This window comes from Streptomyces umbrinus, from assembly GCF_030817415.1.
GTDB lineage: Bacteria > Actinomycetota > Actinomycetes > Streptomycetales > Streptomycetaceae > Streptomyces > Streptomyces umbrinus_A.
The window spans coordinates 6,664,536-6,686,980 of the sequence record NZ_JAUSZI010000002.1 but is presented as its reverse complement, the minus strand read 5'-3'; the positions used below and the strand labels follow the sequence as shown (position 1 = coordinate 6,686,980).

General features: G+C 71.7%; 22 protein-coding genes and 1 pseudogene. 6 read left to right on the top strand and 17 right to left on the bottom strand.

Annotated features, from left to right (window positions below):
- Positions 1-50: 50 nt before the first annotated feature.
- Positions 51-737, top strand: coding sequence for an SCO3374 family protein (locus QF035_RS29525; protein ID WP_373466746.1), 687 nt, complete (start codon positions 51-53; stop codon positions 735-737).
- 8 nt (positions 738-745) lie between these two features.
- Here the strand turns inward: QF035_RS29525 and QF035_RS29520 are convergent, their stop codons facing one another.
- From QF035_RS29520 to QF035_RS29475, 10 genes and pseudogenes are all read right to left on the bottom strand, one after another.
- Complete coding sequence (locus QF035_RS29520; protein ID WP_055618215.1) at positions 746-1,081, bottom strand: histone-like nucleoid-structuring protein Lsr2; 336 nt, start codon at positions 1,079-1,081, stop codon at positions 746-748.
- 247 nt (positions 1,082-1,328) lie between these two features.
- Positions 1,329-1,868 (bottom strand): amino-acid N-acetyltransferase, encoded by a 540-nt coding sequence (locus QF035_RS29515; protein WP_189843146.1) that lies wholly within the window; start codon positions 1,866-1,868, stop codon positions 1,329-1,331.
- A gap of 9 nt (positions 1,869-1,877) precedes the next feature.
- Positions 1,878-2,384, bottom strand: a complete 507-nt coding sequence (locus QF035_RS29510; protein ID WP_307523550.1) for a BlaI/MecI/CopY family transcriptional regulator — start codon at positions 2,382-2,384, stop codon at positions 1,878-1,880.
- Between the two features lie 145 nt (positions 2,385-2,529).
- Entirely contained in the window at positions 2,530-2,709 is a 180-nt protein-coding gene (locus QF035_RS29505) for a hypothetical protein (RefSeq protein WP_189843148.1), read from the bottom strand.
- A gap of 72 nt (positions 2,710-2,781) precedes the next feature.
- Positions 2,782-3,402: a hypothetical protein gene (locus tag QF035_RS29500; RefSeq protein ID WP_307531517.1), complete on the bottom strand. Its 621-nt coding sequence runs from the start codon at positions 3,400-3,402 to the stop codon at positions 2,782-2,784.
- A 263-nt stretch (positions 3,403-3,665) separates the two neighbouring features.
- Positions 3,666-4,463: a type III pantothenate kinase gene (locus QF035_RS29495; protein ID WP_055616223.1), complete on the bottom strand. Its 798-nt coding sequence runs from the start codon at positions 4,461-4,463 to the stop codon at positions 3,666-3,668.
- A 68-nt stretch (positions 4,464-4,531) separates the two neighbouring features.
- Positions 4,532-5,521 (bottom strand): annotated as a pseudogene (gene nadC / locus QF035_RS29490) (carboxylating nicotinate-nucleotide diphosphorylase); the annotation flags it as partial.
- Between the two features lie 5 nt (positions 5,522-5,526).
- A complete protein-coding gene (locus QF035_RS29485) occupies positions 5,527-7,245 on the bottom strand; it encodes an L-aspartate oxidase (protein WP_307523549.1) in 1,719 nt (572 codons plus the stop codon).
- A complete protein-coding gene (gene panC / locus QF035_RS29480; protein ID WP_307523548.1) occupies positions 7,242-8,231 on the bottom strand; it encodes a pantoate--beta-alanine ligase in 990 nt (329 codons plus the stop codon). Before panC ends, QF035_RS29485 begins: the two co-directional genes overlap by 4 nt.
- Before the next feature lie 31 nt (positions 8,232-8,262).
- The gene (locus QF035_RS29475; protein ID WP_307523547.1) at positions 8,263-9,246 is read right to left on the bottom strand and encodes a Rossmann-like and DUF2520 domain-containing protein; all 984 of its coding nucleotides are present in this window, start codon (positions 9,244-9,246) and stop codon (positions 8,263-8,265) included.
- Positions 9,247-9,393: 147 nt separating this feature from the next.
- Here QF035_RS29475 and QF035_RS29470 point away from each other — a divergent pair, with 147 nt between their 5' ends.
- Positions 9,394-10,617, top strand: a complete 1,224-nt coding sequence (locus QF035_RS29470; protein ID WP_307523546.1) for a threonine aldolase family protein — start codon at positions 9,394-9,396, stop codon at positions 10,615-10,617.
- A 100-nt stretch (positions 10,618-10,717) separates the two neighbouring features.
- On the opposite strand, the gene QF035_RS29465 is transcribed toward QF035_RS29470, so the two are convergent.
- Positions 10,718-10,915 (bottom strand): hypothetical protein, encoded by a 198-nt coding sequence (locus tag QF035_RS29465; protein WP_269653602.1) that lies wholly within the window; start codon positions 10,913-10,915, stop codon positions 10,718-10,720.
- Between the two features lie 166 nt (positions 10,916-11,081).
- On the opposite strand from QF035_RS29465, the gene QF035_RS29460 reads away from it, so the two are divergent.
- A complete protein-coding gene (locus QF035_RS29460) occupies positions 11,082-12,188 on the top strand; it encodes a DUF5937 family protein (RefSeq protein WP_307523545.1) in 1,107 nt (368 codons plus the stop codon).
- 24 nt (positions 12,189-12,212) lie between these two features.
- Here QF035_RS29460 and QF035_RS29455 read toward each other — a convergent pair whose 3' ends face one another.
- From QF035_RS29455 to QF035_RS29445, 3 genes are all read right to left on the bottom strand, one after another.
- A complete protein-coding gene (locus QF035_RS29455; protein WP_307523544.1) occupies positions 12,213-12,410 on the bottom strand; it encodes a hypothetical protein in 198 nt (65 codons plus the stop codon).
- Between the two features lie 108 nt (positions 12,411-12,518).
- Complete coding sequence (locus QF035_RS29450; RefSeq protein WP_307523543.1) at positions 12,519-13,196, bottom strand: response regulator transcription factor; 678 nt, start codon at positions 13,194-13,196, stop codon at positions 12,519-12,521.
- 44 nt (positions 13,197-13,240) lie between these two features.
- On the bottom strand, positions 13,241-14,443 hold the full coding sequence (locus tag QF035_RS29445; RefSeq protein ID WP_307523542.1) for a sensor histidine kinase: 1,203 nt from the start codon (positions 14,441-14,443) through the stop codon (positions 13,241-13,243).
- A gap of 149 nt (positions 14,444-14,592) precedes the next feature.
- On the opposite strand from QF035_RS29445, the gene QF035_RS29440 reads away from it, so the two are divergent.
- A complete protein-coding gene (locus QF035_RS29440) occupies positions 14,593-15,738 on the top strand; it encodes an SAM-dependent methyltransferase (protein WP_307531515.1) in 1,146 nt (381 codons plus the stop codon).
- Positions 15,739-15,769: 31 nt separating this feature from the next.
- Here QF035_RS29440 and QF035_RS29435 read toward each other — a convergent pair whose 3' ends face one another.
- The gene (locus QF035_RS29435; protein WP_269653606.1) at positions 15,770-16,930 is read right to left on the bottom strand and encodes an NADH-quinone oxidoreductase subunit D; all 1,161 of its coding nucleotides are present in this window, start codon (positions 16,928-16,930) and stop codon (positions 15,770-15,772) included.
- A 31-nt stretch (positions 16,931-16,961) separates the two neighbouring features.
- Between QF035_RS29435 and QF035_RS29430 the strand changes: the two genes are divergently transcribed.
- On the top strand, positions 16,962-17,477 hold the full coding sequence (locus QF035_RS29430; protein ID WP_307523541.1) for a PH domain-containing protein: 516 nt from the start codon (positions 16,962-16,964) through the stop codon (positions 17,475-17,477).
- Between the two features lie 140 nt (positions 17,478-17,617).
- Positions 17,618-18,886, top strand: a complete 1,269-nt coding sequence (locus QF035_RS29425; protein WP_307531513.1) for a PH domain-containing protein — start codon at positions 17,618-17,620, stop codon at positions 18,884-18,886.
- Between the two features lie 81 nt (positions 18,887-18,967).
- Here QF035_RS29425 and QF035_RS29420 read toward each other — a convergent pair whose 3' ends face one another.
- Both QF035_RS29420 and QF035_RS29415 read right to left on the bottom strand, forming a co-directional pair.
- Positions 18,968-20,815: a hypothetical protein gene (locus QF035_RS29420; RefSeq protein ID WP_307523540.1), complete on the bottom strand. Its 1,848-nt coding sequence runs from the start codon at positions 20,813-20,815 to the stop codon at positions 18,968-18,970.
- A gap of 281 nt (positions 20,816-21,096) precedes the next feature.
- Positions 21,097-22,221: an alpha/beta hydrolase gene (locus QF035_RS29415; RefSeq protein ID WP_269654711.1), complete on the bottom strand. Its 1,125-nt coding sequence runs from the start codon at positions 22,219-22,221 to the stop codon at positions 21,097-21,099.
- Positions 22,222-22,445: the final 224 nt, after the last annotated feature.

The window sequence follows — 22,445 nt, the reverse complement described above, 5'->3', positions numbered from 1 at the left end:
TACGAAGCCACCCAGCGTAACTCGAACGCCGCTCCGGCGGTTGGCCCTGCATGGTCCCCACGGTCCCTTCTCCCCGCCGACCGCCCGGCCCGAGCCACCCGGGCGACTCGGGCCACCCGAGCCACATGAGTCGCGCGGTCCGGCACTGGTACGAGAACGAACTGGGCTGGCCGACCGTGCCCGGCACTCCCCTGGACCTGCCGACGGGGCTGCGTTTCGACGTGCTGGACGCACCGGTGGAGGCGGGGTACGCGGCGCTGCGGCATCTGGTGCCGGGCTCTCCGGTGGCCGTGCGGGCGGACCGGATGCGGATTCTGGTGGCGGCGGGAAGCGCGGACGAACTGCCCGGGCTGCTCGACTGGCTGGAGTGGGGGGCTCTCACGCTTGATCTCAGGGCGATCGGCGAGGACGGGCGCATCGAGGCGCCACTGCCGCCCGGCACTCCGGCGCCCGGCACTCCGCGACGTGCAGGGACCCCCGTACACATCCCTGCGCATGCGTCGCATACATCGCACACATCTGTGGATACCGCTGTGGACAGCTCGCAGGGGGCCGCCGTCTGGCTGCGACCCCCTGAGCCTGGCTGCGAGGTGGAGCCGTCGCTGCCGACACTGTCGGCGCTCGGTGGGGGCGTTGGGGGCGCCCCCGATCTCGTACGACTCGTGGACACGATGGCGACTGAATGCCATCGCATCCGGCTGCGCCGTTCCTGTGCTCAGCCTTTGGCCATGTCGTAGGCCTCTGCTCAGCCGTTGGCCTTCTCGTAAGCCTCACGAATGGACGCCGGAACGCGACCGCGGTCATTGACCTCGTAGCCGTTCTCCTTCGCCCACGCACGGATCTGCGCGGTGTCCTGGCTGCCACCGGAAGCGGCGCGCGCCTTTCCACGGCTCCCCGAGGCGCGGCCTCCGGTACGACGACCGCCCTTGACGTACGGCTCGAGAAGTCCACGGAGCTTGTCCGCATTGGCAGTCGTGAGATCGATCTCGTACGTCTTGCCGTCCAACGCGAACGTCACGGTCTCGTCCGCCTCGCCACCGTCGAGGTCGTCGACAAGAAGGACCTGAACCTTCTGTGCCACCGGATTTCCTTTCATCGATATCTTCAGGGACGGGGTCCGCGGCGGCCGCCGCTGTTTCACGTCCCTGTTATATGCACTACTGCAGTACGTCGGAAAGCAAACCGCTTTTGCTGGAAAAACACAAACCCCTGGCAGAGACCGACGGACCCGAGAAGACCGGAAACGTGCGCGTTTCGGACATAGGGCCCGCGGGCAAGGGCCTCCGGGCTAGTGGCAGGGGTATGCCACGGGTATTACGGGGCGGCGATCACAGATGCAGAAGCATCCGGCTGTTGCCCAAGGTGTTCGGTTTCACTCGTTCGAGACCGAGGAACTCGGCCACGCCCTCGTCATAGGAACGCAACAGCTCGGCGTAGACATCGGTGTCCACAGGTGTCTCACCGATCTCCACGAAGCCGTGCTTCGCGAAGAAGTCGACTTCGAAGGTCAGGCAGAATACGCGGCGAACACCGAGCCAGCGGGCGGTCTCCAGCAACTTCCCCAGCAACTGATGTCCGACGCCGGCGCCCTTCATCGAGCCGTCCACGGCGAGAGTGCGGACTTCCGCGAGGTCTTCCCACATGACGTGCAGAGCGCCGCAGCCCACGACCTCCGTAGTTGAACCGGTGTCGCGTTCCGCCACCCAGAACTCCTGGATGTCCTCGTAAAGCGTCACCGTCGCTTTGTCGAGCAGGATGCCGCCGCGGACGTACGCGTCGAGGAGACGGCGAACCGCCGGGACATCGCTGGTCCTGGCCCGGCGGACGGTGAGGGCTTTAGTGGCGGCTTCGGGCTGCTCTGCTGGCATGAGCGGACGTTATCGCCCGGTCTCGCCCCCAGTGGCGGCGGGGTTCTCACCGGCCGCGTTCTCGACTGCCGGGTTCTCCGCAGTCGGCTTCTCGACCGCCGGGTTCTCGGCTACCGGGTTCTCCGTCACCGGGTTCTGGGGCGCGGGGGTTTCCTCCGGTCCTTGGACCATACGCACGGCATCACGCAGTGCTTCGCGCTGTTCCGCGGACATCATGCCGAAGAAGGCGACGAGAGCGGCGGCCGGGTTGTCGCTCTGGGTCCAGGCTTCGTTCATGAGTGCCGCCGAGTAGGCGGCCCGGGTGGAGACCGCCTCATATCGATAGGCCCGGCCTTCCGCCTCACGACGTACCCAGCCCTTCTGATGGAGATTGTCCAAAACGGTCATCACCGTCGTGTACGCGATGGACCGCTCCTGCTGAAGGTCTTCCAGGACTTCCCGAACGGTCACCGGGCGGTTCCACTTCCACACCCGCGTCATGACCGCGTCTTCGAGTTCTCCCAATGGGCGAGGCACAGCTCAGAACAATAGGGGGAGATGTCGCCAATCACGTGGTGGACGTGGCTTTGGATGACAAACAGCGACAAAAAGGGCGTACGACTCGAAAAACTGATGAGTCGTACGCCACGGGGGTGGACGCCGTCCGGCGCCCCGGTGAAGCTCAGGCGCCGGTGTCGCGGGAGGCCTGGCGGGTGCTCTCGGCGCGGGCGAGGGCCGCGTCGACGACCGCGTCCTCCTTGGCCTTGTTGGCGCCGCCCTGGGTCTTCACGATCGTCACGATCAGACCGGTGAAGAACACGGCCATCACTACCGGGGGCACGAGCGCGGAGACGTAGTCCATGCCGTCCAGAGTAGCCAGGGGCCGCGGGGCGGGTGAGGGGTGGGGGTGGCGTGGGCCGCCCCCACGGTGCGACTAGACCGCGGCGAGCTGCTGCGGTGCGTTCGCGGGCGGGGCGGCCGGTTTGCGCCTCGGGGGGAAGACCTCGCCGGGGGTGGGGATGGGGCGGTCGCGGCGCGGGGTCTGCGGCTTGGGCTGGGGGGCGGCCGGCTTCTCGGCGGGCTTTTCCGCGGGCTTCCTGCCGGGTTCTCCCGTGGCGGCGGCGAGGCCGCCGGGGAGGGCCGTCAGCCGGGTGCGCGCACGACTGCGGGAGGCCGGGACCGCGCGGAGGGCGAGACGCATGCGTACGTCCTGCTCCGCGAGGTCGTGGCAGCGGTCGAGGAGAGCGGCCGCGACGGGGTTGCCGCGCAAGGCGCGCAGCGCGGCGAGGTCGTCCGGGACCGGGTGGTAGCCGACCACTAGGGCCTCCTCCAGGAGCGTCAGATAGCCGGCCGCCGTGCCAGGGAGCGCGGCGCGGTAGCGGGCGAGGTCGGCCAGCAGGAAGGCGCGCAGCCGGGCACCCTCGCGGGCCGCCTCGTCGACTGCCTCCGCCAGGCGGAGGCAGTCCTGGACGTCCTCGGCCGAGGCGGGGCGGGGGTGGAGGGCGAGAGCGAGCGCACGTCGGAGCACTCGCAGCTCCTCCGCACCGAACGCCATGCCGCCGCGGGATCCATAGGGCGTGGGCATGCTCGCGACGATACGCGCTAATCAGACAAAATCCGTAGATCGGGTGCCGTGTGGCGTGGCTTCGCCTCGCCATGATGACGGGGGTGGCTCCGCCGGTTCGGTTGTTGGCTGCGGGTGGGTGGGGGCTTGTCGCGCAGTTCCCCGCGCCCCTGGGTGGGTGCGACCGGGGGACGCGCGTTGTCTGCGGGTCGCCCTGAGTTGCTCGCGCAGTTCCCCGCGCCCCTTTGGGGCGTCTAGGTGCGGGACACGTTTCTTTCGTAGACCAGGCGGAGGCCGATCAGCGTCAGCCAGGGCTCGTGTTCGTCGATGACCGAGGACTCGCCGAGGACCATGGGGGCGAGACCGCCGGTCGCGATGACCGTGACGTCGTCGGGGTCCTCGGAGAGTTCGCGGGCCATGCGGTTGACGACGCCGTCGACCTGGCCCGCGAAGCCGTAGATGATGCCCGACTGCATGGCCTCGACGGTGTTCTTGCCGATGACCGTGCGCGGGCGGGCGATCTCGATCTTGCGGAGCTGGGCGCCGCGGACGCCGAGTGCCTCGACGGAGATCTCGATGCCGGGGGCGATGACACCGCCCGCGTACTCCCCGCGCGCGGAGACCGCGTCGAACGTCGTCGCCGTGCCGAAGTCGACGACGATGGCCGGTCCGCCGTAGAGCTCGACGGCCGCGACCGCGTTGATGATGCGGTCGGCGCCGACCTCCTTGGGGTTGTCCATCAGGATCGGGACGCCGGTCTTGATGCCCGGTTCGACGAGGACGGCGGGTACGTCGCCGTAGTAGCGGCGGGTCACCTCGCGCAGCTCGTGCAGGACCGAGGGGACGGTCGAGCAGATCGCGATGCCGTCGATGCCGTCGCCCAGCTCGTCGCCGAGGAGGGGATGCATGCCCATCAGGCCCTGGAGGAGTACGGCGAGCTCGTCCGCGGTGCGGCGGGCGTCCGTGGAGATGCGCCAGTGCTCGACGATGTCCTCGCCGTCGAAGAGGCCGAGGACGGTGTGCGTGTTGCCTACGTCGATCGTGAGCAGCATGCCTACTCAGCCTCGCTCGTCGTGGACGCGTCGGAGGCCTCGGACGTCTCGTCGGCCTCGGACGTCTCGTCGGCCTCGCGCAGGTCGAGGCCGATGTCCAGGATGGGCGAGGAGTGCGTGAGGGCGCCCACCGCGAGGAAGTCGACGCCGGTCTTCGCGTACGTGAGGGCGGTGTCCAGGGTGAGGCGGCCCGAGGCCTCCAGGAGCGCGCGGCCGCCGACGACGGCGACGGCCTCCTCGCACTCGCCGGGCGTGAAGTTGTCCAGGAGGATCAGGTCGGCGCCCGCGTCCACGACCTCGCGGAGCTGGTGCAGGGTGTCGACCTCGACCTCGATCGGCACGTCCGGGAAGGTCTCCCGTACGGCCTTGAAGGCCTGGGTGACGCCGCCCGCGGCGACCACGTGGTTGTCCTTGACGAGGGCCGCGTCCGAGAGGGACATGCGGTGGTTGACGCCGCCGCCCATGCGGACCGCGAACTTCTCCAGGGAGCGCAGTCCCGGCGTCGTCTTGCGGGTGTCGCGCACGCGTGTGTCGGTGCCTTCCAGAACGTCGGCCCACGCGCGCGTGGCCGTCGCGATGCCGGAGAGACGGCACAGGAGGTTCAGGGCGCTGCGCTCGGCCGTCAGCAGGTCGCGGGTGCGGGTCGTGACGCTCAGGAGCTTCTGGCCGGCCTCGACGCGGTCGCCGTCGTCGACGTGCCGCTCGACCTCGAACTCGTCCGTGCAGACCACGGAGACGACCGCCTCGGCGACCCTGAGGCCCGCGACGACACCGGCCTCGCGGGCGGTGAAGTCGGCGGTGGAGACGGCCTCTTCGGGGATGGTCGCGACCGTGGTCACGTCCACGCCGTGGTCGAGGTCCTCCTCGATGGCCAGATGCGCGATGTCCTCGATCTCGACGGGGTCGAGCCCGGCGTCGGCGAGGAGCTGTGCGAGGGCCGGGTCGAGCCCGCACTCGGCGTACTCGAGGGGATCGACGTCGTACTCCCCTGCGGCGCCGCAGCCGCAGCCGTCGCCGCAGCCACCGCCGGTGAGGAGGGGAAGGTCGGGGGTGCTCACTTCTGTCACTGCTCCTGGGGACGGGACTGCTGTGTCGGGGGGAAGTCTGGGGTGTCGGTGGTGTGTACGGCGAGTGTCCGGTCGGGATTCAGCCGCACGACGATGTGGCGCCGCCAGTTCGTGTCGTCCCGTTCACCTTTGTCCTCGCGCCAGTGGCAGCCGCGGGTCTCCTCGCGGAGCCGGGCGGCGGCGACGAGGACGCGGGCCACGCACAGGAGGTTGGTGGCCTCCCAGGTGTCGACGCCGGGCTCGGCCGTCTTGCCGTTCACGTCGAGGGCGTCCCGGGCGTCGGTGTGCAGCTGCTGGATGCGCTCGGCCGCGGTCTCCAGGGAGGCGGCCGAGCGGAGGACCCCGGCGCCGTCGGTCATGATCCGCTGGATCGCGAAGCGTGCCTCGGGGGCCAGCAGCGGATGGGCGGGCTTCTCCGGGTGGGCGACCGGCGCTGGCACGCGCGCGTGGAGGCTGTTCTCCTCGTGGCCGCCCACGATGTCGGCCGCGATGCGCTCGGCGTAGACCAGGCCTTCCAGGAGGGAGTTGGAGGCGAGCCGGTTGGCGCCGTGGACGCCGGTGCAGGCGACCTCGCCGCACGCGTACAGGCCGGGGACGGTCGTACGGCCCCGGGAGTCCGTGCGGACGCCTCCGGAGGCGTAGTGGGCGGCCGGGGCGACCGGGATGGGCTCGTGGACCGGGTCGATGCCGTGGGCGCGGCAGGCGGCGAGGATCGTCGGGAAGCGGTGCTCCCACATGTGCGCGCCGAAGTGCCGGGCGTCCAGGTACATGTGCTCGGCGTCCTGCTCCTGCATGCGCCGCATGATGCCCTTGGCGACGATGTCGCGGGGGGCGAGTTCGGCCAGTTCGTGCCGGCCGGCCATGAAGCGCACGCCGCCCGCGTCGACCAGGTGGGCGCCCTCGCCGCGGACCGCCTCGGAGACCAGCGGCTGCTGGCCCTCGGCGTCCGCGCCGAGGAACAGCACGGTCGGGTGGAACTGCACGAATTCGAGGTCGCTGACCTCGGCTCCGGCGCGCAGGGCGAGCGCCACGCCGTCGCCGGTGGAGACGGAGGGGTTGGTGGTCGCCGAGAAGACCTGGCCCATGCCGCCGGTCGCGAGGACCACGGCGGGCGCGTGGACGGCTCCCACGCCGTCGTGCTGGCCCTCTCCCATGACGTGCAGGGTCACGCCCGCGGTGCGTCCGTCGGTGTCCGTGAGGAGGTCCAGGACGAGCGCGTTCTCGACCGTGCGCAGGCCACGCGCGCGTACCGCCTCGACGAGAGCACGGGAGATCTCGGCGCCGGTCGCGTCGCCGCCCGCGTGGGCGATGCGGCGGCGGTGGTGGCCGCCCTCGCGGGTCAGCTCCAGGCCGCCCTCTTCGGACTCGTCGAAGTGGGCGCCGGTCTCGATGAGCCTGCGTACGGCGTCGGGGCCCTCGGTGACGAGGATGCGCACGGCGTCCTCGTCGCACAGGCCCGCGCCCGCCACCAGCGTGTCGTCGAGGTGCTGCTCGGGGGTGTCGCCCTCGCCCAGGGCCGCGGCTATGCCGCCCTGGGCCCAGCGGGTGGAGCCGTCGTCGAGGCGGGCCTTGGTGACGACGACGGTGCGCAGTCCGGCGGCGTCGCAGCGCAGGGCCGCGGTGAGTCCGGCGACTCCGGAGCCGACGACCACGACGTCGGCGGTGACGGACCAGCCGGGTGCGGGCGCGTGCAGACGTATGCCTGTGCTGGTCACGAGGCGGCTCCGAAGGTCAGAGGAATGTTGTCGATCAGCCGGGTCGTCCCGACCCGGGCGGCGACGGCGAGGACCGCCTCGCCGGTGTGGTCGTCCGGGATCTCGGTGAAGTCGGACGGATCGACCAGCGCGAGGTAGTCGAGCGCGAGCGGCGGCTTGAGGCGGGCCGCGTCGTCGAGGACGAGGCGGGCGGCGGCGCGGACCGCGGCGGGGCCGCCGGGGGCAGCCTTGGCGACGGCGTGCGTGTCGGCCGCGGCGCGGGACTCGCCGATGGCGCTGAGGGCCGCGGCACGCGCGTGCGTGGCGGGCACCTCACGGGCACGCGCGCGCAGGGCCTCCTGGGCGGCGTGCCGGTCGCTGCCCGCGAACAGGGCCTGGGACAGGGCGAGCGCGGTACGGCGTTCGGTGGCCGACAGATAGCGGTTGCGGCTGGACAGGGCCAGGCCGTCCGCCTCGCGCACCGTCGGCACGCCGACGATCTCCATGCCGAAGTTCAGGTCGCGCACCATGCGGCGGATCAGGGCGAGCTGCTGGGCGTCCTTCTGCCCGAACAGCGCCACATCGGGGCGGGTGAGGTGCAGCAGCTTGGCGACGACGGTGAGCATGCCGTCGAAGTGCCCGGGCCGCGTCGAGCCCTCCAGGCGCCCGCCCATGGGGCCGGCGCTGATGCGGACCTGGGGTTCGCCGCCCGGGTAGACCTCGTCCACGGCAGGGGCGAACACGACGTCCGCGCCCGCCAGTCCGGCGATCTTGACGTCGGCGTCCAGGGTGCGCGGGTAGCGGTCGAGGTCCTCGCCCGCGCCGAACTGGAGGGGGTTCACGAAGACGGTGACGACGACCTCGCCGTCGCCCGCGATCTCACGGGCGGTGCGGATCAGCGTCGCGTGGCCCTCGTGAAGGGCGCCCATGGTCATCACGACGGCACGGCGGCCGGTGCGCACGCGCGCGTGGAGCTCGTCGGCGGTGCGCAGGACGGTGGTGGTCATCGGGTGGCTCCGTTCTCGGCACCTGCGCGCGTCATCGGGCGTCTCCTTCGGGCCCGTCGGGTCCGTTCGATCCGTCGGTTCCGTTCGGTCCGCCCGGCCCGGCGGTCCCGGCCGTCCCGTTGGCGAGTACTCCCAGGAGGTCCTCGGCGAGTTCCGGCTTGAGCAGGCCGTGCGCGAGGGCCCGGTCGGCGGTCGCGCGGGCCATCGCCAGATAGCCGGCGACGGTCTGGGGCGCGTGCTTGCGCAACTCGGCGACGTGCGCGGCGACCGTGCCCGCGTCTCCGCGCGCCACCGGTCCGGTGAAGGCCGCGTCGCCCGACCTCAGCGCGTTGTCCAGGGCGGCGCCCAGCAGCGGGCCCAGCATCCGGTCAGGGGCCTCGACGCCCGCCGCGCGAAGCAGCTCCATGGACTCGGCGACCAGCGTCACCAGGTGGTTGGCGCCGAGCGCGAGGGCCGCGTGGTAGAGCGGCCGGGAGGCCTCGGCGATCCACTCGGGTTCGCCGCCCATCTCGATGACCAGGGCCTCGGCGGCCAGGCGCAGTTCCTCGGGCGCGGTGACCCCGAAGGAGCACCCGGCGAGGCGCTGTACGTCCACGGGGGTGCCGGTGAACGTCATCGCGGGGTGCAGCGCGAGCGGCAGGGCACCGGCGCGCAGCATGGGGTCCAGGACCCTCGTGCCGTACCGCCCGGAGGTGTGCACGATGAGCTGTCCCGGCCGTACGGCACCGGTCTCGGCGAGGCCCTCCGCAAGTCCCGGCAGGGCGTCGTCCGGGACGGTCAGGAGCACCAGGTCGGCCCGCTCCAGGACCTGCTCGGGGGTCACCAGCGGCACGTCGGGCAGCAGTTCCGCCGCTCGTCGCCGGGAGGCGTCGGAGACCCCGGAGGCGGCCACCGGGCGGTGTCCGGCGAGCTGCAGCGACGCGGCCAGGGCGGGGCCCACACGACCGGTGCCGACCACACCGACGGTGAGCCGCGCGGGGCGGTCCTTGGGGTCTGGCTGGGGGAATGTACTCACTCGACGGCGGCCTTCCGTTCCAGTCCGCTCGGGGTACCGGACGATTTCTCGTCATGTTAACGCGATTGGTCCGAGGGCCGTTTTTTTGTCCACAGGCTGTGGGGAATTCATATGACCGGTCGCCTTGGTGTCCTGCATGATCCGGGCATGGGCGATACGGCGGAGCATTCGGTGGAACAGGCAGCTGAGCAGGCAGCTGAGCAGGCGGCGGACGGTTCGGCGGGACAGGCCGCGGAAGAGACGGCCGAGCAGCGGCGCGAGCGGCGCATGGTCGCCTGGCGAGGGGCGCGGCGGGTGCTGTGGCGGCCCGGTTTCCACGCCACGGTCGGCGAGCGGCTGGCGCGGCTGACGGACGCGGCACCGGACGTGTACGACCTGGACAAGCCGGTGGACATGTACGGCGACGGGATCGTCGAGACCCTGGAGGAGCGGGTCGCGGCTCTGATCGGCAAGGAGGCCGCCGCCTTCTTCCCCTCGGGCACGATGGCCCAGCAGGTCGCGCTGCGCTGCTGGGCGGGTCGTACGGGCAGTACGACGGTGGCGATGCATCCCCTCTCCCACCCGGAGGTCCACGAACGGCATTCCCTCAGCACCGTCAGCAACCTGCGGATCATCCATCCGACACGCGAGCCGCGGATGCCCTCCGCCGAGGAGGTACGCGACCTGGAGGAGCCCTTCGGGACGCTGTTCCTCGAACTGCCCCTCAGGGAGGCCGGTTTCGTCCTGCCCTCCTGGGAGGAACTGGTCGCCGTCACGGACGCGGCGCGCGAACGCGACGCCGTGGTGCACATGGACGGGGCCCGCCTGTGGGAGTGCACCACCCGTCTCGGCCACTCCCTGGACGAGATCGCGGACCTCGCGGACAGCGTCTACGTGTCGTTCTACAAGTCGCTCGACGGATTCGGCGGCGCCGCCCTCGCGGGCCCGAAGACGCTCGTCGACGAGGCGAAGGCCTGGCGCCACCGCTACGGCGGGCAGATCCTCCAGCAGTTCCCCACCGCCCTGTCCGCACTGATCGGCCTGGAGAAGGAGCTGCCCCGCCTCCCGGAGTACGTGGCCCACGCGCGCGTGGTCGCCGCGGCGCTGCGCGAGGGGTTCGCCGGGGCGGGGGTGCCCTGGGCGCGGATCCACCCCGAGGAGCCGCACACGCACCAGTTCCAGGTCTGGCTGCCCTACGACGCCGATGTCCTGACCGACGCGGGGACGCTGCAGGCCGAGGAGACGAAGACCGGCCTGTTCCCGCAGGTCTGGGAGCGGGGTGGACCCGGTCTGGCGTTCACCGAGGTCACGGTGGCCGCGCCGGGGCTGGAGTTGACCGCGGAGGACGTCCGCGCGGCGGTCGCCGAGTTCGTGGCGCGGCTGCCGCGCTGAGGGGCCGGGCCGGTGCCGGACCGGTGCCGGTCGGCGAGCGAGCAGCCGGGCCGGTGCCCAAGAGGCCGGCTCAGTGGGCCTCGGTGCGTCTCAGTGCGTCTCAGTGCCCGAGCAGCCGGGCCAGTGCCACCCGTATCCGGCCCCGGGCCGGACGGCCGGTCAGGGCCGCGCGGAACCGGCGGTGGTCGGCCAGTTCGCGCATGGCCTGCCAGTCGTGGGTGCCGGGGGCCGGCGGGGTCGGGTCGCCGTGCTGCCGGGCGCGGTAGGTGTCCAGGAGGTACTGCTGGGTGATGCTCATGGCGGATCGCCTCTTCGGGACTGGGTACGGACGTGAACGCCGTGGGCCCCGCGGTTGCCCCGGTCTGTGATCCCAGCTTGCGCGCGCCCGGCCGGGGCGTCGCGTCGATTGACCGGCGTCGTCAATCGACGGCCGCGTTGTCAGTGGCGGGGTGCACCATGAGGTCATGAGCGTGACCATCGACATTTCCGGGCTCCGCAGGGAGCGGGTGGCCGTCGTGCCCTCGCCCCTCGCCGAGCTCTGCATGGCGCTGCACGCACTGGCCGAGCCGGGACACCATCCCGGGCTGCAGGGCTGGGCGACCGGGGTGACCGCGCGGCTCGACCCGCATCTGGCGGACCGGATGTGCGAGGCCGACTTCCTGTGGCGGACGACCTTCTCGGACCTCTTCCTGCCGTATGCGGGAGTGGGCGGCGGCACCACGCTTCCCGGCGCCACCCTGGCCGAGGAACTTGACCTGCTCGACAAACTGACGGACCACCAGTTCGTGGACGCGGCCCTCGAATTCACCTGCGCACTGCCGTACGACGCGCAGGGCGCGGGCGCGCTCACCAATGCCGGGGCCCGTCGGCGCGCGCTGGAGCTGGCCGCCGCGCGCGGGCCCCGGCCGGCGGAGTTCACCGCGCGGCTGTTGGAGGACCCGCCCAGGATCCGTGCCTGGCTGCGGCAGTTCCTGGAGGACTGCGACGAGGCCTTCTTCGCCGAGACCTGGTCCCGGCTGCGTCACCAGCTCGCCGCGGACGCCCGCCACAAGACGGACCTGCTCAGACGCCGGGGCCTGGCCGAGGCGCTGGCCTCGGTGTCGCCCGCGGTGACGCTGGACGAGGCGGCCGGCCGCCTCACCGTCGACAAGCTGGGCAGCGGCCACACCACGGTCCGGGACAGCAGCCTGCTGCTGGTGCCGACAAGCCTCGGCTGGCCCCACCTCATGGTGCTGCACCGGTACGGCTGGCAGCCGGTGCTGCACTACCCGGTCGGCTCCCCCGAGCCCGTGGCCCCGCCCTCCGTCGAGCAGCTGACCCTGCGGATGACGGCCCTGTCCCACCCGGTGCGGATGCGCCTGTGCCGCAGTCTGGCCCGCAGCGCCTTCACCACGAGCGAGCTGGCCCAGACGCACGGCATGACGCCGCCCGAGATATCCCGGCACCTGAGTGTCCTGAAGAAGGCGGGCCTGCTCACCACCCGCCGCCGCGGACGGTACGTCCTGCACCAGCTGGACGTCACGATGGTGGCCCGCCTGGGCAGCGACTTCCTGGAGGGCATCCTGCGCTGAGCCGTCCCGCGCTGCGGCGGCGGCTCAGTCGAAGCGGATGTGCCTGGCGCTGGTCCAGGACCGCCGCGGCCAATCCCGCGGCGCCCCGTCCTTGTTCGGCGCGAGGGTCAGGCCCGCGAGGACGACGCTGCCGGGCAGCCGCCGCCGGATCTCGTGCGCGGGCAGCTTCTTGATGGATCTCCGCCGTCGAAAGGACCGTTGATCGTTGATCCACAGAAGCATGCGCAGACCCTGGTGGTCGCCGATCACGCCCCGGTCACGCGCACCCCGGCCCCGAAGGGTGGTCGGCCCTGTCCCCCGACGGTGGTCGGCTCTGTCCCCGGGCGGTGGTCAGCCCTGTCCCCCGCCCCCGGCCCGCACCAGACCGGTCTCGTACGCGAGGACGACGACCTGGACGCGGTCGCGCAGGCCCAGCTTCGTGAGGATGCGGCCCACGTGGGTCTTGACCGTCGCCTCGGAGAGGACGAGCCGGGCCGCGATCTCGCCGTTCGACAGGCCCTGTGCGACCAGGATCATCACCTCGCGCTCGCGCCCGGTGAGCCGCTCCAGCTCCTTGTGCTGGGGCTCCTTGCCGGTGTTGGGCAGCATCGGCGCGAACCGGTCGAGCAGGCGCCGGGTGGTGGAGGGCGCGACCACCGCGTCCCCGCTGTGCACGGAGCGGATCGCGGCGAGGAGTTCGCCGGGCGGCACGTCCTTGAGCATGAAGCCGGAGGCGCCGGCCTTGAGCCCCGAGAAGGCGTACTCGTCGAGGTCGAAGGTGGTCAGGATCAGCACCTTCGGCGGGTTCTCGTCCTGACAGATGCGGCGGGTGGTCTCCACGCCGTCCAGCTTCGGCATGCGTACGTCCATGAGCACCACGTCGACCTCGGTCGCTCGCAGCACCTGGAGGGCCTCGACGCCGTCGCCCGCCTCCGCCACGACCTCCATGTCCGGCTGGGCGGCGAGCACCATCCGGAACCCGGTGCGCAGCAGCACCTGGTCGTCGACGAGCATCACGCGGATCGGCATGGGAAGGTCCTCCGGTCGGTTCGTGGAGCTGAAGCGTGCACGTGTCAGTGGGCCGGCTTGAGCGGAAGCAGGGCGCTGATGCGAAAACCGCCGCCGGGCCGCGGTCCGGCGTCCAGGGTGCCGCCGACCATACCGACGCGCTCGCGCATCCCGATCAGGCCGTGGCCCCGGCCGTCGGCGCCGCCCTCCTCGTACAACTCGTGCGGGGCGCCCTTGCCGTCGTCCTCGACGAGCAGGCCGAGACCGTCGTCGAAGTAGACCAGTCGCACGCTCGCCCCCGTGTTCGGCCCCCCGTGCTTGCGGGTGTTGGTGAGGGCCTCCTGCACGATGCGGTACGCCGTGAGCTCCACGCCGCTGGGCAGGGGGCGCGGGGTGCCCTCGATCTTGAAGTCGACGGGGAGGCCGGAGCTGCGGCACTGCTCGACGAGGTCGTCGAGCTGCTCCACGTCCGGCTGCGGCACGTACTCGCCGGACTCCTGGTGTTCGCCGGTGCGCAGTACGCCGAGGAGGCGGCGCATCTCGGCGAGGGCCTGCCGGCCCGTTCCGGAGATGGTCTCGAGGGCCTTCTTGGCCTGGTCGGGAGCGGAGTCGAGGACGTACGCCGCGCCGTCGGCCTGGACCACCATCACCGAGACGTTGTGCGCGACCACGTCGTGCAGCTCGCGGGCGATCCGGGCACGCTCGGCAGCGACGGCGACCTTGGCCTGCGCCTCGCGCTCCTTCTCCAGACGGGCGGCCCGCTCCTCCAGCTGCGCGAAGTAGGCGCGGCGGGTGCGCAGGGAGTCGCCGAGGACCCAGGCGAGGGCGAACGGGACCATCTGGAAGACCACTATCGCGACGTGGCCCGCGCCGCTCGTGTTGTCGGCCGGCCAGCGCAGCTGCGAGAGGGGCGCCGCGAACAGACCGGCGATCAGGGCGAGCCGGGAGGCCCAGCGCGTGCCGTTCGACGCCACGGTGTAGCTGATCACCAGCAGCGCGAAGTCGGCCGGCACCACCGCCATGTCCAGTGCCAGCTGTGCCGCGCTCACGGCGACGGCCAGCAGCAGCATCTTCTCGGGCATGCGCCTGCGCAGCGCGATCACCAGGCAGAGGAGCAGGGTGACCGGGATGACGACGACCGGGAGGTCGGTCCCGGTGGCCTCCTGGTTCGCGGTTCCGCCCACGACAGAGATCCCGAGCAGGAAGACGGCCCAGAAGCTGTCGACCCACATCGGGTGCCTGCGGAGAAAGTCATAGAGGCGCTGCACGTAACCCAGCGTAGGGAAGCGTGCTGTGTGCAGGGGTCAACCGGAGGGTCGATCCGTAACCGGTGCTCGTACTCCCCAAGGTGGAGGCCCCACTCGACTTGGCGCTTAACCTGACGCGGTGGAAGCGGTCGGGAGCAGTGGTGAGCGCAGTGAAGCGTGAGAGCGCGGGCGGGGTGCGCGGGTGGCGCCCGGCGACCGAGGAGGCGCTGTACGGACCCTCCGGTTTCTATCGCCGCCCGGAGGGGCCCGCGGGCCATTTCCGCACCTCGGTGCACGCGTCACCGCTGTTCGCGGGGGCCGTGGCCCGGCTCCTGTGCCTCGTCGACGAGGCGCTGGCCCACCCCGCCGGACTCGCCTTCGTCGACATGGGCGCGGGCCGCGGCGAGCTGGCGACCGGCGTCCTGAAGGCCCTCCCCGCCGAAGTGGCCTCCCGCGCGCGTGGGTACGCCGTGGAACGGGCCGCCCGCCCCGCCGGACTCCATCACCGAATCGAGTGGCTCCCGGAGCCCCCGCCGGGCGTCACTGGCCTCCTGTTCGCCAACGAGTGGCTCGACAACGTGCCCCTGGACGTGGCCCAGGTGGACGCGGAGGGCACGGCACGGCTCGTTCTCGTACGGGAGAACGGGACGGAGTCCCTCGGGGAACCGGTGGCCGGGGCGGAGGCGGAGTGGCTGGAGAGGTGGTGGCCGCTCACGGGGACTCCAGGCAGCCCGCTGCCGCTCCCTGAAGCTCCGGACGGCCCGCCTCCGCCCGAGGACGTCCGCCCGCCCGCAGCGGGCCTCCAGGGCCCTGCTCACGGCTCTCACGGCTCTCACGGCTCTCACGGCCAGGCTGCCGAAGGCCTCCGCGCCGAGATCGGGCTCCCCAGGGACGCCGCCTGGGCCGCCGCCGTGGCCTCCCTCGGCCGGGGTCTCGCCGTGGCCGTGGACTACGTGCACTTCGCGGGGGCACGCCCGCCCTTCGGGACGCTGACCGGGTTCAAGGAGGGCAGGGAGACCGCACCCGTGCCCGACGGCTCCTGTGACATCACCGCGCATGTGGCGCTGGACGCGTGCGCTCTGCCCGGGGCGCGGCTGCTGAGCCAGCGGGAGGCACTGGGCGCGCTCGGGGTGAGCGGGGAGCGGCCGTCCCTGAGCCTGGCCTCCACCGACCCGACGGCGTACGTACGGGCTCTCGCGGGCGCGGGCGAGGCCGCCGAACTGACCGCCCGGGGCGGACTCGGCGACTTCGGGTGGCTGTTGCAGCCGGTTGGGATTCCGGACCCGCTCCCCGGCGGAGAACAGCCCTCTACGTAGAGAGCGGTTTTCCCGGAGCCCCGACAGCGGCCTACTTGTCGATGTCCCCGACCACGAAGAACAGCGACCCCAGGATCGCCACCATGTCCGCGACCAGCGTGCCCGGCAGCAGCTCCACCAGCGCCTGGATGTTGTTGTACGAGGCCGAACGGAGCTTCAGCCGGTACGGGGTCTTCTCGCCCTTGCTGACGAGGTAGTAGCCGTTGATGCCGAGGGGGTTCTCGGTCCAGGCGTACGTGTGGCCCTCGGGAGCCTTGAGGACCTTCGGGAGCCGCTGGTTGATGGGGCCCGGGGGCAGCTCCGCGAGCCGGTCCAGACAGGCGTCGGCCAGGTCGAGCGCGACGTGGGTCTGCTCCAGCAGGCACTCGAAGCGGGCCAGGCAGTCGCCCTCCTGGCGCGTGACGACCTTCAGGGTGTCCTGGAGCTCCCCGTACGCGAGGTACGGCTCGTCCCGGCGCAGGTCGAAGTCGACTCCGGAGGCGCGGGCGATGGGACCGCTCACTCCGTAGGCGTGCACCGCCTCCGGGGAGAGGACGCCGACATCCCTCGTACGACCGCGGAAGATCTCGTTGCCGAGGACCAGGTCGTCGAAGCGGTCCATGCGGGAGCGCACGCCGGAAACGGACGCACGCGCGCGTGCGGTCCATCCGGCGGGCATGTCCTCCTTGAGACCGCCGACCCGGTTGAACATGTAGTGCATGCGCCCGCCGGAGATCTCCTCCATGACGTGCTGGAGTTCCTCGCGCTCGGTGAAGGCGTAGAAGATCGGCGTGATCCCGCCCAGCTCCAGGGGGTACGAGCCCAGGAACATCAGGTGGTTCAGGACCCGGTTCAGCTCCGCGAGCAGCGTGCGTGTCCACACCGCGCGCTCGGGGACCTCCATGCCGAGCATGCGCTCGACGCCGAGGACCACGCCCAGCTCGTTGGAGAAGGCCGAGAGCCAGTCGTGGCGGTTGGCCAGCATGATGATCTGGCGGTAGTCGCGTGCCTCGAAGAGCTTCTCCGCGCCGCGGTGCATATAGCCGATCACCGGCTCCGCGTGCTGGATCCGCTCACCGTCGAGGACGAGCCGCAGGCGCAGCACACCATGTGTGGACGGGTGCTGCGGCCCGATGTTGAGCACCATGTCGGTGCTCTCCGCGGCGCCGCCGATACCGACCATGGTCTCCGTGGGACCCGTCGTAGGAGTCATGGGAACAGTGTCGCGTACGTACGCTTGCGGCATGGAGACGGGGACCTCGGAAAACGCGGGGCAGACAGCGGGGCAGGCGGCGGGCGAGCCGGTGTGGATCGGCCTCCCGCCGGGGCTGCTGAGGATGCGACGGCTGCTGCTGGTGGTGTGGCTGGGGCTGCTGACCGTCGGTACGGGCCTGCTGCTCGGCCTGCTCGCCGGGCCCGGCTGGGCGGCCTTCGCCCTGCTGCCGCTCGCGGTGCTGCTGTGGGGCTGGCCGATGCTGGGCCGCAACTGGCGGTCCTGGCGGTACGCCGAGCGTGCGGACGACCTGCTGATCAGCCGGGGTGTGCTGTGGCAGGAGGAGACCGTCGTGCCGTACGGGCGCATGCAGTTGGTCGAGGTCACCTCCGGCCCCGTCGAGCGGCACTTCGGGCTGGCGAGCGTGCAGCTGCACACGGCGGCCGCGCCGACGGACGCCCGCATTCCCGGCCTGGACCCGGCCGAGGCGGAACGACTGCGCGACCGGCTCACGGAACTGGGCGAAGCCCGATCGGCGGGGCTGTGACGACGCCGGGCGCCTCCAAGGACGTACGGGACGAGCCACGGCCCGTACCGGAAGAGGCATCCGTACCGGAGGAGACGGCCGTATCGGAGGAGACGGCCGAGGACGGGCGGGAGGACGCGGCCGGGCCGCCCGAGCGGCGGCTGCACCCCGTGACGCCCCTGCGGCGCGCGTGGGCACCCGTCGCCGTGATCGCCGGCTGGGCCGTGCACGACCCCGACCAGGCGCAGCGGCAGCTCACGCGGCTCACCACGATGACACTGCTGGCCGTCCTGGTCGCGGCCGTCCTGGGGGCCGCCCTCTACGGCTTTCTGAGCTGGTGGTTCACACACTTCGCGGTGACCGACACCGAACTGCGCATCCGTACGGGCCTGGTGTTCCGGCGCACCGCGCACATCCGGCTCGAACGGATCCAGGCGGTCGACGTCACCCAGCCGCTGCTGGCCCGCGTGGCCGGGGTCGCCAAGCTCAAACTCGACGTCGTCGGGACCGACAAGAAGGACGAGCTGGCCTATCTGGGCCAGGAGGAGGCCCGGATACTGCGGGCCGAACTGCTCGCCCGGGCCGCCGGTTTCGCACCCGAGACCGCGCACGAGGTGGGCGAGGCGCCGGTGCAGCGGCTGCTCCACGTGCCCGCCGGTGTCCTCGCCGTGTCGCTCGTCCTGACCGGGGCCACCTGGGGAACGCTGGCCGCCGCCCTCGTCGTACCGCCGCTCCTGTGGTTCGCCACCCACAGCGTGTGGACGGTCCTCGCGACGGCGCTTCCGCTGCTCGGCGCGGCGGGTGCGAGCAGCGTGGGGCGGTTCGTCGGCGAGTACGACTGGACCGTGGGCGAGTCCCCGGACGGGCTCCGCATCGACCACGGGCTCCTCGACCGTACGCACGAGACCGTGCCGCCCGGACGCGTCCAGACCGTACGCATCGTCGAACCGCTGCTCTGGCGGCGGCGCGGGTGGGTCCGGGTCGAGCTGGACGTGGCGGGGTCGTCCAACTCCGTGCTCGTGCCGGTCGCTCCGCGCGAGGTCGCCGACGCGGTCATCGCGCGGGTGCTGCCGGGCGTGACCGTGCCCACCTCACTGGCACGGCCGCCGCGCCGGGCGGGCTGGTGCGTGCCGTTCTGGTGGCGGGGTTACGGGCTCGCCGTGACCGACACCGTCTTCGTGGCCCGGCACGGGCTGCTGCGCCGCAGCATCGCGCTCGTGCCGCACGCCAAGGTGCAGAGCGTGCGCCTGGAGCAGGGGCCGTGGCAGCGCCACAAGGGGCTGGCCGACGTCCGCGTGGACACCGGCGCCAACAAGACCGTGACGGCGAGGCTGCGGGACGCCTCCGAGGCGGCGGAGCTGCTGTACGGACAGGCGGACCGGTCGCGCACGGGGCGGCGGGAGGCCCGCCCGGACCGGTGGATGGCCTGAGCGCCGCGAACGGCGTGAGGGCAGTGGCGGGTTGCCACTGCCCTCATCACGTACGCGATCGGCCTACCGGCCCTTCGGGTTCTACGAAACCGCGCTGCGCAGTTCCACCAGATCGATCTGTTCCGTCTCGTCGTGCGCGGTCAGGTCGATGACTTGGCCGACTCCGCGCGACTCCTCGCTCACGGGCTTGAACTCGGACTCGGACTCGGCCTTGTGGAGCGCGAGCGCCTCCTGGCCGACCACGTCGGCGAGGTCCTCGTTCTGTACGGCCTCCAGCGCTTCCTCGCCCTTCTGCGTACCGAAGAAGTCGAACCCGCCCTCCACGGAGGGGCGTCGCGCGGGCGAGGCCGGCGCGACCGCGACGGCCGTGGGCACGGTGAAGTGCCCGGAGGGCTGCGAGGGCCGCGCGGCGGGGGTGAGAGCGGCCGCGCTCGTCGGGGAGTGGGTCGTCGCCCCGGTCTCGGGACGCCGCCGCACACGGGCCACTTCGGACGGGGTGGGCCGCGCGAGGGCGGTGCCCGTCGACGGCTCGGGGGCGGGCGCCGTGCGGGTCGCCGTGGACTGAAGGGGCGTCACGTCGATCGCCGCGGACCGCTGCGGGCTCACGTCGGTCGCGGTGGCCTGCGCATGCGGCCGTACGGTCTCCGCGGGTTGCGTGGCCTTCGCGGGCCTCGCGGATATCGGTGCGGTCGCGGCGGCCGTGCGCTCATGACCGCCGACCGCCTCGGACTTCCCCCGCGCCTCGCCCTCCTGCCCGGCGTCGCCCTTGGCGGGGGCACCCGTCACGGTGCTGCCGGCCGCGGACGCGCCCTTGGCGGAGCCGTTCGGGGAACCGTTCGGCCGGGGCGCCCGCTTGCCGGGGCCTCCCGGCGAGGGCGAGCCCTTGGGGCCGCCGCCCTTCGTGGTGGCCCGCTTGACCGGACCGCCCTTCGCGGAGGCGCTCGGAGCGGAGCCGCCCGTGGCCACGTCCTCCTGGGCCGAACCACCCTCGACGGAGGCGGAATCGGAATCGGCAGCTGAATCGACCGCCTCGGGGGCGGTGTCCTCGGCCTCGGTCTCGACCTTGGTGTCGGCCTCGGTCTCGGCCGCAGAGGAGTCGTCCGTCGCCGAATCCGTCGTGGAGTCGGCCGTCGTGGAGTCGGCCGTCGCCGAACCGTCCTCCACCGTCACGTCCTCAGCAGGCGCGCCGTCCTCGGACACGTCCTCCGCGGAGTCGTCCACCGAGCCCGCGCCTTCGGCCGCACCGGCGGCATCGGGCACATCGGCCGCATCGACGACCGCGCCCTTCGCGAGCCGGTCCAGCGCCGCGTTGGCCTTCACGTAGAGGACCGAGGCCGCCGCGGACGCCGCGAGGGCGGCCTGGACCGTCGCCGCGGTCGCCTCCGGAACCGCGTCCTGGGCGGAGGCGGATGCCGTCCCCTCGCCCTCCGGCGGTATCGAGCCCGCGGCGGGCAACGCCACCCGGGCCGGAGCCGTCGCCTCTATCTCAAGGAGCCGACGGCCCTCCAGCGCGGTGGCACGCTCGGTCTCCGCCGTGGCGTACCGCCGCAGCAGAGCGGCGTGTTCGTTGCGCAGCCCCTGCAACTCGGCGCGCTTCGCGCGGAGCCGCTGCTCCAGCTTGGTGCGCAGCTCGCGCGACTCGTCGAGGTCGGTCTCGAGTTCGGCGGCCCGCTCCTCGTGACGCCACTCGTCGCTCGCCCGCGCGCGCGTGAGGTCCGCGACCCGTTTGCCCGCCGCCGCGTCCCAGCGGCGCATGACGACCGCGCCCGCGACAGCCGTGGCCGCGGCACCCGCGGCCAGCCCTCGGAGCACCAACGTTTCGGAGAACAGCCATGGCCCCGCGGCGCAGACGGCGGAGACGCCTGCGATCGCCGAGGGGGGCAACAGCCGGTGCAGAGGTGGGGAATGGCGGTGACGTCCTCGTGGCATGGCCAGAAACTTACCGCGCGTAGGCGAATCGTGGTGCCCCGCGGGGCAAAAACACAGCCACACCGAGACCTTCTCACCGCACCATCACCGGGCAATCTCCGCACCGGCCACTCGACGGCCACGACTTCGGTCCCTCATCGGCCGCCCCAACTGCCACTGCGCGGCCGCTGTTTCTTGATCGCCGCTTCTCCCGAATCGACCCTTCTCCTGCGGATTACGGAATTCCGAGTGGGAAAGAACGTCGACCGGGAAAAGACCGTCAGCGGTCGCTCATCGGTCACTCATCGGTCGCTCAGCCGTCCACTGATCCACTGCAGGGTCGCCGGGATCTCGCGCCGCCAGGTGTTGAAGTTGTGTCCTCCGCTGTCGAGGATGATCGACGAGATCCGGGTCGGCTTCTTCGCCTGCACCAGGTCGATGAACCGCAGCGTCTCCTGGTAGTTGCTCTCGCCGTTCCTGCTGCTGCTGACGAGCAGTGAGGTGTCGGGCGCGGGCTTGTGCTTCAGGTACCACATCAGGTCGGCGCGGTTCTTCAACTCCTCGTTCCCATGGAAGAGATCGCCCGTCGTGGGGTCGCTCGGCGCCCTGTAGTAGGGGGAAAGGCCCGCCCCGGCGGCGTATGTCTCCGGGTGGTGGATCGCGAGCTTCAGCGCGCAGTAACCGCCCGTTGAATCGCCGACGATTCCCCAGCTCCCGGGCTTTTTGCCCACCCTGTAGTGGTGCGATACCGCGTCGGGCAGGTCCTTGGCGAAGAACGACTCGGTCTTCGGGCCGCCGGGAACGTCCACGCATTCCGTGTCGCGCGGCGGCGCGACGGTCGGCCGCATCATGACCAGGATCATCGGCTGCATCGTGCCGTTCTTCGCCAGCCGGTGGGCGGTCTGCGGATAGTGCAGACCCTTGATGAGCGCCTCGGCGGTACCCGGATAGCCGGTCAGTACGACAGTCGCCGGGAACGTACGCGTGCGGTACTGCGGCTGGAAGTACTCCGGCGGCAGATAGACGTACGCGGGAGACGCGATATGGGTCCGCCGGCCCACGATGTCGACCTTCTGGATCTGCCCGCCGATCTGCGGCCGCGTCCCGCCGGAGACGTTCACCTGTCGTGTGTCGACCACCTGGAGCGGGCCGTTCGTGCCCGCGGCGTCATGGTCGACCACGATGCCCTGGCCCGACTCCTGACCGAACAGGTCGGCCCAGCTGGCGTAGAACCCGAAAGCCTGGTTGGCGCCGAGGCCGATCGACGCGAAGATCGCGACCTGGGTGGCCAGCAGGAGGCCGATCCGCCCCGACACGGCACGCCAGTTGCGACGCGCGAGCCGCGGCCACCACCACACCGTGCCGACGAACAGCAGCACCGCGAAGAGGACCGCGAATGCCAGCACCTTGTTGCTCGTGAGACCCATGGGCTGTTCCTGCCTGCGCTTTCCGGCCGGTGACCGGCGCCGCTTCCTTCACGGCGCCTTGCCCCGGTCTTTCCTTGCCCTTTGAAACGGTTTTCCGATGGGGAGTGAACCTGTCTCCCCAAGACACCGTCCTAGAGGGCGCAATGTCGCCGGATGCCGGATTGGCACCGGATTCAAGGTCTCTCGCGGAACTACGGGATGCGATGTCTGTCAGGATAGATGGG